Genomic DNA, 13068 nt, shown 5'->3' with positions numbered 1-13068 from the left:
TTCTGAAGCTAGTCTTCTGTTTCCTACTGAGCGACGCCGTGGTTGAAGAGCTTGCTTGCCAAATCTATCGGGTGTTAGATGATTTCTGGCTGGCAGACGCGGTGCGCAACATTTGAATCATTGTTCTGGTATTCGCCTGGGCGGACAAATCTGGCACAACTTACTGTGTCCGCAGCGACTAACAACCTGATGGGTTTCGCGTACACGCTATGCAATTTGCGAGCTGCCAGTTTCGTCTCGTGTCGAACTCGTTATGGAGGACGGATAGTAAATTGTCCAAAGCGGGCGGGTCGCGCGACTGTGTGCAATATCAGGCAGCGCATGCGAGATCGTGGTGAAAACAACCATGCTTTCAACGGCCTTATCATTGCGGGCCGGGTCCTTGGCGGCGAACGAGACTATCATAACGAATGATGGCAGTCCTGCTGGTTGTTCTATGTGATCTGCAGCCCTGGCTGAGCTTGGTGATAAAGCAACACCATTCATGGCGTGCTCGATCGGAGCTAGAAGATCTCAGGATCGTCGCCGGCTCTGGAGTTCACAGCCAGGCAATGCGCTTCATCGCTATCTGCTACCGGAACCACGCTATTGGGTTTGCAACTCAATATGGAGGCATGAACGCTGTCGGACGCGTTAGGTGCGTTTCTTGATGCTCGCCGCGTGTTGCTAACATGAGTAGGTAGAACATGAGGAGAATCAAGACGCCACGCATACCGAAGGACTTCCCGAAGTGATCATTATTATGGAGCGGATGGTATCCGGGGCATTTGTCGCAGACGGTGGACCAAACAGCGGAACGGAAGGGCCGTATCACACGGCAGATGATTCGCCTCGGGTGTGAATGTGCTAGCGTCAGCTGACAATATCGACCTTACCGGTGCCGATCCGATACAGGCCTCCGACGACTTTCAGCCGGTTCTGCTCAACTGCAGCCGTCAGAATCGGGCCCGTCGATCTGAGTTTGTTCACATTGTCGATCACATTTTTTCGGGTTGCGTGGGCGGATATATCGCCGGCTTGCCCTAGAGATGCGTTCACCGCGGGAGCAAGTGCGGTCACCAGGGATGAAATGTGCCCTGGCGGCGGCTTATCTTGATGGAGCGACTTGATCGTAGCGTCTATCGCGCCGCAATGATCGTGGCCTAGTACGAGGATTAGCGGCGTGTTCAGTACTGCGACCGCATATTCCATACTGGCGAGCGTATCATCATTAGCGAAGTTGCCGGCGACGCGGCAGACAAACAGATCACCGAGCCCGCTGTCGAACACAAGTTCGGGCGCCACGCGAGAGTCGGCGCAGCTCAAAACCGCCGCATATGGATTTTGGCCTTCGACCAAAGCCGAACGCTCGCGCCTGAAATCGTCGGCTCGCGATGTACCCTGGACATAACGATCGTTTCCCATCAGCAGCCGCTTCAGGGCAGCATCTGGCGACAGCAGGTTATCTGGCTTGGGCGTGCCTTTTGCTTCCCTTGCATCGGCAATTTTATTGCCGAATCGTAGGAAAACTGTCGAAGCAGCAAACAACAACAGCGAACGGCGCGAACGCGCAGTGCTGGTTAAATGGTTCATATTTGGAGAATTGGCTGCATGCATGTGTCGCCTCATCGCACGGCCTTACGCCACCCGGTGGCTTCGGCTTCCGCTTCGCTACAAAGCCAGCGTTCGCTGCGCTTCTTCGTCATATCGATTAGTTCGTAGCTGGCTTGCCCTGGCAGGTGATAAATCCGCTCGCCGCTGCGCTCGACAGTGCCTTTTATCAGGCACTCGGGGGACGGTGGTTCCGACAGCAGGACTGATCCGAGCAGTACTTCCTGCGCGTCGATCGGAACCGACCACGCGCCGATGATCATCGTGCCCTTATTGCGGCGAGGCCAGTCCCACGGAGCGATGAACGCTCCCGACCACAGTCCGGCATGGGCTGTGCTTGCCGACAACTCATAGACAGCGTGAGATGCAGCAGCCGATAGTGCCCAGCCCGAGCGTACCATCCAGACATTCACATTCTCGCCTTCGATGAAGCAGTTACCGAGGGCTCGTCTGTACTCATCGACTCTCTGGGTGTGACAATCCCAGGTTCGCCCATTTGAATGCTTGATAAGCTCGTCGCGAGCAGCTACGCCGCAGGCCCATTTGCGACCGTTGGTGTCGAGACAAATCTGGTCCGTCTCAGGAGCTTCGATGCCTGAGAGCCGAACGTTGGTTTTCTCGATCTCGATCGTATTGCCGTCGAGGATGCGCGGAGCACCGCTGAGCGTCGCGGCGCAGACCGGAGATGTGACGAGAGCGAGCAATGCGAACATAATTCCGCGGTTCACCGACAATAACCTTTCGCTCCTGATCCACGTTTCACGCACGATACGGTGCCGATACATTCGACTGCTTGACAGCATTATGTGCGTTATTCCGCCGGCATTTCCGAGCGCTCTATGAGCGCTTCGCCGGAACGCGAACCTACGGCCTGACGCTGCGTAAGGATCAAGTGATTTCTTCGGGGCGGGCGGCGGTATTCTTCGAGCATCGGCTCTCTCACTAGGACCGCGCTGTACCCTCCACCTGAGGGGGAAATCCTCGCGGGCGGGCCGAACGGGCGATGCTGAACAAACCCGAACCCCGGAATGTTGTGTTTTGCAAAAAAGGAGACCGACTATGAAGCGCCGGCGCTCGCGGTGGAGTCAGGCGTTGAGGAGCAACCTTGTTCTGGTCGGCCACGGCTCCCAGCGGCAATCTTGCCGCTGCCGACGGTTCTGCGATGAAATTTCGCATTTCACACGAAAAGATGTGAAAAATCTTGTCTGGCTCGCTCTGACCGATTTAGAAGAAGACGCAATGGAGTTCAGCGTAGACGCCCGCGCATAACTTAGCTCCTTGCGCGAGCAAACCGCGCAAATCCGATGCCTTTTCCGCCCGGCAGGATGATCGTTGATGTCGACCAGGGCAGGTGGAGCACAGTTATAGAAGTGTTTTCCATGCTTCGAAATCCGGATCTATGACGTGCAGACGAATGGGTGCCAGATAAGCTAGGGCCGAGCCAGTCTGGTCCTCGACGTTCTTGCGTACGGCTCTGAGCTTCCCGGTCTGCACGCTCCGAAATGCGCAAGCGCCCAGCGGTATGCTGGGTTGCTACCGGTGAACGGTTTCCGGTAACTTCCTCGCCGGCTTCGTCTCAGCACTCATTTCCTGGTGCCTTCGACGTTGCTACGCAAACTGATGTCCTCACACCGGGTGGAGTGAAGGCGGGAAAACCACATCTCGCAAGCTCGTGCGCGCCGCTGACACTAGGCGGAACAAACGGAATCGCGCGGCCCGACCTTCTTGCGACGGGACGGACTGCTGCGAGAAAGGCACCCGGACCGTTGCGGATGCTAAAACAAAGCAAGTGTAGAGCGCGTATGTCTTGCAATAGGTTCGAGGCGCTCCGCCACTGCGGCAAGATGTTGCTCTGCGGCGGTTTACTCAGGCCTTGGCTCTCCTAAGTCTTCCTCTTCTTTTGGCTCGGTGCGTTGGAACCAGGAGCCAGGGGGAAATTTCGCGATGCGTTTGGCAAAGGAGGATTGTGGCTCCCAATCCTGTCCTTCTCTCTTCTCGAAAGTGATGACCCCGTTGTGTGTAAAATAACGTGGTCCTTGGATACTACAATTCACCAAGAGCAGAACGCGCCACACGCCACCCTTCTCGGCCGGTTTATCATTCCGCTTCGGTAAGTAGTCCACTCCAACTGGTTCAATGATAGTGCAGCGGCCCTGCCGCAGAAGATCGCCGAGCCGGCCTTGCGGGGTAGTCACAAAGTTGAAGTTGGCCGGATCATGCAGAAAGCGAAGATTTGCGTCCCTTTCGCCATCTGCGACTTCACTGGCGATTAGGGAGAGCGCCAGGGCGCGCCAGCCCAATTCCATCGGCTTCGCATAAGTCGACGCAAGTTCAAGCGTGCCGTCGAGGGCGATCTTCCAGGCGATAACGTACTGTTCGTCCGATTTGTTGTCCCGGTGTCTGGTCCACGAAACGAAAATAAAGTCGTTTTGGCCAAGTTCAACAACGCCCCACATTTGAGGCACGAACTGTGCCACCTTCGAGACATTGGAGATAATTTGTTCTATCGTCTCACCATCTTGCGCTCGCCAAGTTGACTTCAGTCGTTCGACCAGGGGACTGTCGCTGGCCCGAATATTATTGCTCATGGCAGCCGGCCAGGCGAGGCAGATTAAAAATCCGACCACGCTAAGCCATAGCGCGGGTCTTCCAGGCATTCTCTTCATAACCCTCGGCCTATCGCGTTTCATCCAAATATCTTGTGAAGCAGGCAACCTCGAACCTGCTATGCCATCGCAAGAAGTTTACGGGGATGCACCCGCTAGCTGTCCCGCGCGAGCAGGCGCTCCCCTCTATGTCATGCGCAGCTAACTTCCCCGGCAGCGACTGCGTCAATTGGCTGAGCTGGACCTGCCCAGAGGAGGAGACTGGGCATTCCGAGGGTCTGCATTCTTCGTGCCAGGCAATAGGCGGAAAATTTCACGGAGTTTGTGTCACTCTTGTCGACTTTCCGACCTTTGCATGTTTTCGATGTTTCTGTTTGGCGTATCCGCCGCAGCTTGTGCATCCATGTCCCGCACCGGATATTTAGCAGAAGAGTTGAACGCCTCGATGCCGGATGCCTGTGGACGGAAGTGGGTTTGCCGCCATTGAGCTGTGTGGTTCGCTATCGTGCCGCCCGCGTTCGAGCTGCGTGATTGCCAAGCACCAAGCCGGCTTGATCCCAGCTCTGAAGTCTGGGTGGCACGCAAATCAACCCCTCGCCAGTTGCTAAATTTCGCCACGTGCCTTGGCCTATTCGCCGCAGATCCTTTAGTTGAGCGAAGAGCTGGCTAGCTGAGGTGCTGGGCGAACCTCTGGAAATCGCAAAGCCGCATTGAAAGCGCTCTGATATAACGTCGGTACTCCCGCCGGCAGGCTGCTTCTGTCCCTTTCATCAATTTAGCGTGCGGCTCCGCCTCAAGGCAGCTCCGATGCTTATCCGGCATCTGAGAAGGATATGTCTGATTATGGCATCTCTGATGAGAGAATGTTTCTAGATGGTGAAGTCACAGAGATGCACGGTCATTCGGCTAGCGGATGTCGCAGATTAGCTTGCACATAATCTGAGAGGTTGACGGAAGAGTTCTCCTGCCGATAATCCAAGTCGTCGAGGTTCTCCGGTTCCCATTGATCCGGAGCTAAGAGGGAAGCCGGTGCAAATGCCGGCTCTGCCCCCGCAACTGTGAGCGGCGAGCCGCTGTCCGACGATGTCGCTGAAGCCTGCACGGCTTCGGGAAGGCCGGACAGCAGCGATGACCAGCAAGCCAGGAGACCGGCCCCGACAATATATTGGTCCACGGGCGGGGTGTCTCGGTGGTGCGCCAAGCAGCCGTCGCACGCGCGACTTCTCCTGCCTGCGTCCGCCATGGCCTTTGTCCCCAACAGGGGTTAACGCTATGTCTCCTCTCTCTCTTCCAGTTGCTACGCTCGGAACGCCACGCATCGGCCCAAGGCGTGAGCTCAAGCTCGCTCTAGAAAGCTACTGGGCTGGAAAGATTAGTGAACAGCAGTTGCACGAAGACGCATTCGGCCTACGCGCAGCGAACTGGGCTCGTCAAAAATCGCTCGGCGTCACGATCATTCCGTCAAACGACTTCTCGCTGTATGATCAGGTGCTCGATACAAGCGTCATGGTTGGCGCAATCCCGGAGATCTACGCCGCGAACGGAGAATCCGTTTCGCTCCAAACGTACTTCGCCATGGCCCGCGGATCGCAATGCGGCGAGCAGGATGCGAGTTGCGCCCAGAGCCCGCGGGGATCTGGCGTGCCCGCGCAGGAAATGACCAAGTGGTTCGATACCAACTACCACTACATGGTTCCTGAGTTTTACCGGGGACAGGCGTTCAGACTGTGCTCTCGCAAACCCGTCGAAGAGTATGAGGAAGCGAGGGCTCTTGGCTTTCAGACCCGCCCTGTCCTGATCGGGCCGGTCACATTTTTAAAGCTCGGCAAGAGTACCGATAGTGCGTTCCAGCCCCTCTCTCTCCTCGATGATCTGATACCCGTCTATATCGACCTTCTGCATGAATTAGCCAAACGAGGGGCAAGTTGGGTCCAGTTTGACGAGCCCTGCCTGGTCCTTGATCTGGATGAGGCGGCGCGAAATTCGTTGCTGCACGCCTATAACCGGTTCGCAAAGGAGGGACCCGCTATCAAGATCATGCTTGCGAGCTATTTCGGCGCCCTAGGCGACAATCTGGATACTGCCTTGAGCCTGCCAATTTCCGGTCTGCACGTCGATTTGGTTCGAGCGCCAGAACTATTGGATCAGATCGTTGCTGACGGCCGAAGTGATCTCGTCATGTCGCTCGGTGTCATCGACGGCCGGAATGTGTGGCGGTCGAACTTGCCGTCGCTCCGTCAGCGGCTGAAGCCCTCGATTGCGAAGCTTGGCAGGCACCGTGTACAGCTCGCTCCATCCTGCTCGCTGCTTCACGTGCCGGTCGATGTTGAACTCGAGACCGGGCTCGCGTCCGACGTCAAGAGCTGGCTTGCTTTCTCGGTTCAGAAGATGCGTGAGCTTGCGATCCTGGCGCGGGTACTCGCAGGCGACCAGAATGTTGGGCTAGCTCTTGCCGAGTCGGAATGCGCTGCGACTGCCCGCCGGACCTCGCCGAAGATCCATAATGCCAACGTCGCTGTCCGAATGAGGGCGATCGATCAGACGATGCGCCAGCGCGCCACCCCGTTTGCCCGTCGTTCCGAGATCCAAAGGGAACGCTTTGGACTACCGGCTTTTCCCACCACGACGATAGGATCGTTTCCGCAGACCACAGCGGTGCGAAATGCTCGCGCGGCGCATGCGCGAGGTGCGATGAGCGAGGAGCAATACGACAGGTTCCTCAAAGAGGAGATAGCCCGCGCCGTACGTTGGCAGGAGGACATCGGTCTTGACGTCCTCGTTCATGGCGAATTCGAGCGTAATGACATGGTGCAGTACTTCAGCGAGCAACTCGCCGGCTTCGCATTTACAAGGAATGGATGGGTTCAGTCCTATGGTTCGCGCTGCGTTAGGCCCCCGATCCTGTTTGGCGATGTAGTGCGGCCGAAGCCGATCACCGTGGAATGGTGGCGCTACGCGCAATCACTAACTAGTAAGCCGATGAAGGCGATGTTGACCGGACCGGTGACGATCCTGAACTGGTCGTTTGTTCGCGATGATATTCCTAGAAGCGAGGTCTGCCGTCAGCTTGCGCTCGCGATGCGCGATGAAGTCCGCGATCTCGAGAATGCCGGTGCGGCGATGATACAGATCGACGAAGCTGCACTTCGCGAAGGATTGCCATTGCGCCGGTCGGACTGGAAGGCATATCTCGATTGGGCCGGAGATTGCTTCCGCATCTGCTCATCGGGCGTTACCGATCAAACGCAAATCCATACACATATGTGCTACTCAGAGTTTAACGACATCATCGGTGCGATCGCTGCAATGGATGCGGATGTCATTTCAATCGAGACGTCGCGATCGAAAATGGAGCTGCTGGATGCGTTCAGGAGGTACGAATATCCAAATCAAATCGGACCGGGCGTGTACGACATTCACTCTCCGCGCGTTCCCGAGACGGACGAAATGAAGGAGCTGATCGTGCTAGCTCGGACGCGCTTGCAGGATTCTCAGCTCTGGGTCAATCCGGACTGCGGCCTAAAAACGCGCAAATGGGAGGAGGTTCGGCCTGCGCTCGCCAACATGGTCGCTGCCGCGCGCGAACTGCGCGCTGCATCCGATCCGCAAATCCGTTGATCCCGAGCTCCGGTCTGTTCTCGACAAAGCTAATTGGGTTATGGTGATTTACGCTTTCCACATTATCGAGGCTATCCTTGCCGCTGACAAAATGCCCGGTCCACTTCGTGGACCGGGGAAGGTACGGTCTCGGAGAAAAGATGGTGACGCGTTACGCTAGTTTCGTCGGCCGCGGGAGAATTGCCGGCTGCTCGATCAAGGCGACGACATTCGCCGAAAATCTGCGACCCATTCAAGCAGAAGTGCCGCAGCTCAATCATGCCATGGTACGCGGCCGTCTAGGCTGTGATTTGTCGCTCATGGGCACGTTGGCAACGGCCGCGACAGCAATGAGAAAACTAATGCTTGACGGACACCGCAAGGCACCGGCGCGGATTCGGTCCGCTCGGAGATGCCGTCAGGCTCCCTCAATCAATCCACGCTAGATAGTTTCCGAAGAGAGGACGTCAAAGGCACTCCGTACCCCAACTCACGCCAATCCATTTGGAATAACGGCTATCCGGGCCAGATACGCCAATGCGTCGGCCGCACAGCGATTTGCTCTCCGGTATTCGCGTTGATCCATCCGCCGAAGATCCGGCGGCAAGGAAAGACCACCCGGTGAATTGAATTACCCTCGATCACGGCAATCTCCAGATCCTGATCGAAGGGCGGCGCCTTTCCAAGCTGCTCCCATGTCAGATCATTAGATGCTGGGCGGTGTTCATAGCTGCGGGGTGACAAATTCAGATAACCTTGTTAACACCGCGCACATCGCTTGGGTTCTGCGCGGACGGGCCCAAGCCGATAACGTTCGGATGGCCCGCGTTCTCGATCGCGTCAGCCGCGGCGGAGGGCTATCGGCCATGCGCTGTTGTGACGAAACATGATCCGCTCGCGAACTGAAATATTTAGATCTGCGCCACGAAACGACATCTGAGCTTTGGTCGAATTGATTTGGATCAGCTCAAGGCCTCGGCCGTTGATATTTGTAGCTGTGCTGCACAAGTTAGACTGGACTCCAGCTCCAGTAATCCGGCCCGGAGCAGGGTAAATGGTCCGGCCGTCTGTCATATCACGTCCCTTGTTGGTGAGACACATCTCCTTATCCTCCGGCGTCATCGTGTTGGTTGTGTGTGGGGGGCCTCCCTCACGCGCGCATTTTCTTAACACCGTTAGATGGGCGGCATCGCTCTGAGCCCATAGCAGGGCCGTCCCGCAGGCCGATAAAGTAGATGCCGTCGCAAGTCGGCGCAATTTATCATGTGGCCGGTCATTGGCCGCCGCGCGGCTGCGGCTGCGTCTGGTAGCAGTCCTAGGAACGGCAGCGGGTACCCGGGCAAGAAAGCATCATGGGCGTCAAGCATTTCGGTCCGCCGTGCGTCTGACCTTACTAGAAGACCACTTCTATCAGAGGCAGCCGCTGCAGCATTGATGCTTGTCAAAAAGTTGTGCGCGTCCGGGATCGGAGGCTCGTGACCGCTACCAGCCGCAGACGCTCGTCGACATGTTCCGAACTCGCGCTTCAGCCAGCGCCTCGCGTTCTCTGCAACAGACCAACGCGTTGAATTGAGGTGCAACCCACGCCCATGGCTAGGACAACTTTTCGCCATTGCTCCGTGCACGCCGACGGTCAATTGATGCTTCGCCTTTCACTCGGTGGCCTTGCCGGGCGCTGATAGACCTTAAGCTCCGGCGCTGAAGTCCTGGACCGGGCTTATCGAAACGTGGGCTAGGACAAGCGTGATGAGCGGCTTCTGCAATCGCGTCTTCAGGTGGACCGCCGATGCAAGTTCGGGGTTCTTGGTGCCCAGCGATCGCTTGCGCGCATAGCCGCCGGCGCATGGCAGAAATCAGCCCGCGATAAGCCTGCACTTGCGGCAGTCGTTCACAAGACTATCGCGGACAACTCGTAAAGTTCACGGCGGACTTTCTTGGCCTATCTTCGGAGGATCAGACAGACCTCTTGGGATGCTCCTTGAGGCAAATCAAATACTCCCCGCGCGAATGGCAGAATAGTGGATAAGCAAACCACACAAAGAGAGGGGGCATGCCTTCATTTAGCGTCCGGTTTATGAAGATCGTTTGCGACGATGCCGGCGGCGAGCATCGTGCGTGCCAGGCAGCATTCAAGGTCGATGCCGCCTCGCTGAGTGCTGCTGCTCAGCAGGCGGAGACCGATTTCTGCCGGCAAAGGCGGGTCCGCGATTGGACAATCTTCGCCGATGTACTGGAGCTTCGAACACCGCCTGCATGAGCCAATCCGTCCACATCATCTTCGAGCATTCCGCGAGGACGAGCTCTCCTGAGTTGCAAGGGCGTCGCACTTTCCGGGTTTCCAAGGAAGTTTAAGGTCTTCAACTCCGGCCAATGCTCTCAGTTCACGCCCGTGACATTCACCGGCGTCCTCGCCAGTCATGGTATTCTTCGGCTATGGCATCCGGCGCGACGACGTGTTCGTCGAGCATGCCTACGACATTGTGTCCGGCTCCGCGTTTCAATCGGATGAGACTTTGCCCTTTTACAGTGACCGGCGTCCACTTCGAACCTTGGCAGCGGTGCTCCGCATCAGCCTTACTTCCGCCCGCTGCCATTCCGTGCGGTAGCCTTACTGTGGCAAACGTTCCAATTATACAATTTGAACCACGCCGGCAGCCGTATATGGAATCCCGAAGGGACGGCAAATACGTCATCCGCCGGCGAACCTGCCAGGTCAGATAGGTTGAATTCGTGGTGTAGAGCACGTATCCGGCAATGGTGTAGAGCGCATCTGACCAGCCGGCCAAGGCGGGATCATCCCAGTGGGTAGAGAACAGACGATCGCGCTGCTCCGCGTCTGTCCTCTGCGGCAGCGGGCACACAAGCTGGCACGCGGGTCCGCCATCGGATCAAGGACCGCTACCTGGACGAACTGAATGAGGACGTCGAAGGAATTGTGAACACGTTGCGGAAGCTTAACGTGACCGTGCATCGACCGATGACACTCGATGCGTCCACCGTGGAGGTTCGCACCCTTGCTTGGTTGGCCGCAGTCGTGCCGCCGCTCAATGTCCGCGACATAGCGTTAGTGGTTGGAGACGAATTGATCGAGACCCCTCCTATGCTCCGCTCACGATACTTCGAGACGCAATTTCTCAAGCCAATCTTCGCGTCCTATTTCGACCGAGGCGCGCGATGGTCAGTGATGCCGCGCCCGTTGATGACTAACCGTTCATTTGACCGCTCCTACGCCCTGTCAACGACCGGTGGTCCAACGGAACCGATCCACCATCCCGGAACACATCCCTATGACGTTGGCCTCGAGATGATGTGGGACGGTGCGCAGTGTTTGCGTGTTGGACGCGACCTCGTCGTAAATATCGCTACCAAGAATCACGCGATGCCATGTGATTGGCTTGAGCGCCATTTGCAAGGACGATTTCGGATCCACCGTGCCTACAAGCTCTGCGATAGCCATATTGATAGTATGGTCATAGCGCTTGCGCCGGGGCCGCTGCTCGTGCGGTCTCGCGAGGTGGCGGACTATTTGCCAGAAGCAATGCGCAACTGGGACATGATAGTAGCGCCCGAGCCAACCAAAAATAGCTTTCCGGCTTACAACGACGACGATCTGCTGTTGTCCAGTCTTTACATTGATGTCAACGTCCTCTCGGTCGCTCCTGACGTCGTCTTAGTCAACGACGCCTGCCCCGAGCTGGCTCGGATCCTTGAACAGTACAGCTTTCAGGTTGTCCCGGTTCGGCGCCGCCATAGACGGATCTTCGGCGGTGGGTTCGTTCCATTGCGTTACTCTCGACACGGTTCGCGAAGGCGGGCCGGAGGATTACTTCAGCTAGTACCGACGATCGTCTGCTTTCCGGGCAACGATCTGCTAAGCCGCTGCTTTGGGAGCCTCATACCTGGCGAAGCTTATGCTGCATCAGCTAGTTGGGAGAAAAATCGTAGCGTAGGCTGGCATTGCCGTAGTTGAGCCACCTAGATAGACTCTCCGCCGCGTTTGAGGTCGACATTGACGGGTGCCTCTCCGGGCGCCGTAAGTCGGGACGTGCACACGCTCACATCTTGCGGCACCATTGTGCGCGTGACCGTCTTCCCTTATCAGGACGGGAGCTTTTGAATGTCATTTGATCGTCCAGTGACTTAAAGGAAACTGTTGCTTCGATGTCACCAGATCGGTGAACAGCCGATCTACGCTTGTGCGAAAAAGAGCCACCACATGTTCGATATCTATTTGAACCAAAGAAACGATCTTTTGGTCGTGCCGAGAGGCTTTGCGATCCCCGCGGGATTGGGCGGGAATTGGAAACGAAAGAAGCGGGCGGTTCGTTTCGTGAGCGACGTCATTCGTCAGGATGTACAACGGCGTGGCTACTACCGACGTCGTTTGATCTCAAGTCGGTCGAAGTCGGCAGTCGAGACCACCTCACGCTCCTAGTCAACGCAGCTATCTAATGCTGAACCGTTCTTCGGAAGAGTCCTGGCAAGATGCAGTCGAAAAGCGTTGCTTACCGCGGCGACGGCAGGCGGGTGTCGTGCAATCGGCTTTAGGAGGAAGCTCTCTTTTGAAAAGCGGCTCGCAGCTCTGGAGCTTACCTCAAAATATGTAATATGGGCTTTTCCTTAAGTCGATGGCGTGCGCGAGTTTTCAGTTGTCGATACTGAAGATACTCGCCTGCAGCCGCACGGTCTGGCGAGTATCGAAGTCGTTAAGCAGCATTTGGCTATCTATTTTAGCAGCGGCCCGGAGTGGACGGACCGTATGAAGCGGATTGCGAGCCGCGCGACCCCACTCGATGTTTTCGGCCAAAAGCTGATCGAGCGGAAGGCCGGGTGCTGGATTATCACCGAAGAGGGAAGAGAGTACTTGAGGCGCTCGAAAACTTAGATCGGGGTACTATGCAGGCGCAGGTTGAGCGAGAGATCGCGCAAGAGCCGAAAGCTGAGCTGCCGCTCCCTTTGGTTTCTCGGCTGGAAGCGAACACGGGCAGAAAGCGTCCCACGGCATGCGATTGAGCCGACGTAAACCGATGTCGACGTGGAGGAAAGCCGCTTGAACCCTTGCTGGTGGTGATGCAGTTCGACTGGATTGCGAAGTTCAATCTAGAAACAGTGTCGTTGTAATCAGTGTTGTGGAGTCGTTGAACGCGACCAAAGATATTGACCTGAGGGACGAAGGATTTGGCCTCTTCGTGCACATCAGTGTCATCGAGACGGTCGGCTAAACTGATTTCCCGGAAGGCATCCGGGTCAAATACGAGAAGGGGACCAAGAACCC

Annotated in this window: 7 protein-coding genes and 1 riboswitch; of the genes, 3 read left to right on the top strand and 4 right to left on the bottom strand. The window is 56.7% G+C overall.

What is annotated here, in order from left to right:
* Nucleotides 1-852 precede the first annotated feature (852 nt).
* The 4 genes from AAFG50_RS35280 to AAFG50_RS35265 form a co-directional block, all read right to left on the bottom strand.
* On the bottom strand, nucleotides 853-1596 hold the full coding sequence (locus AAFG50_RS35280) for a carbonic anhydrase (RefSeq protein WP_026312601.1): 744 nt from the start codon (nucleotides 1594-1596) through the stop codon (nucleotides 853-855).
* 8 nt (nucleotides 1597-1604) lie between these two features.
* Nucleotides 1605-2318 (bottom strand): thermonuclease family protein, encoded by a 714-nt coding sequence (locus AAFG50_RS35275; protein WP_014497787.1) that lies wholly within the window; start codon nucleotides 2316-2318, stop codon nucleotides 1605-1607.
* Nucleotides 2319-3452: 1134 nt separating this feature from the next.
* Complete coding sequence (locus tag AAFG50_RS35270) at nucleotides 3453-4178, bottom strand: hypothetical protein (protein WP_014497786.1); 726 nt, start codon at nucleotides 4176-4178, stop codon at nucleotides 3453-3455.
* A gap of 345 nt (nucleotides 4179-4523) precedes the next feature.
* Entirely contained in the window at nucleotides 4524-4814 is a 291-nt protein-coding gene (locus AAFG50_RS35265; RefSeq protein WP_131234261.1) for a hypothetical protein, read from the bottom strand.
* Between the two features lie 351 nt (nucleotides 4815-5165).
* Nucleotides 5166-5368: riboswitch (cobalamin riboswitch) on the top strand.
* A 100-nt stretch (nucleotides 5369-5468) separates the two neighbouring features.
* Here AAFG50_RS35265 and metE point away from each other — a divergent pair.
* The 3 genes from metE to AAFG50_RS35250 all read left to right on the top strand — a co-directional run bounded on the left by metE (nucleotide 5469) and on the right by AAFG50_RS35250 (nucleotide 11763).
* On the top strand, nucleotides 5469-7814 hold the full coding sequence (gene metE / locus AAFG50_RS35260; RefSeq protein WP_011084864.1) for a 5-methyltetrahydropteroyltriglutamate--homocysteine S-methyltransferase: 2346 nt from the start codon (nucleotides 5469-5471) through the stop codon (nucleotides 7812-7814).
* Between the two features lie 2029 nt (nucleotides 7815-9843).
* The gene (locus tag AAFG50_RS35255; RefSeq protein ID WP_026312600.1) at nucleotides 9844-10050 is read left to right on the top strand and encodes a hypothetical protein; all 207 of its coding nucleotides are present in this window, start codon (nucleotides 9844-9846) and stop codon (nucleotides 10048-10050) included.
* Between the two features lie 702 nt (nucleotides 10051-10752).
* Nucleotides 10753-11763 (top strand): glycine amidinotransferase, encoded by a 1011-nt coding sequence (locus AAFG50_RS35250; RefSeq protein ID WP_198046591.1) that lies wholly within the window; start codon nucleotides 10753-10755, stop codon nucleotides 11761-11763.
* The last annotated feature ends 1305 nt before the right edge of the window (nucleotides 11764-13068 follow it).

It is taken from the genome of Bradyrhizobium sp. B039, from assembly GCF_038965675.1.
Classification (GTDB): domain Bacteria; phylum Pseudomonadota; class Alphaproteobacteria; order Rhizobiales; family Xanthobacteraceae; genus Bradyrhizobium; species Bradyrhizobium diazoefficiens.
The sequence above is the reverse complement of the archived record's forward strand: the minus strand, read 5'-3'. Positions and strand labels throughout refer to the sequence as shown.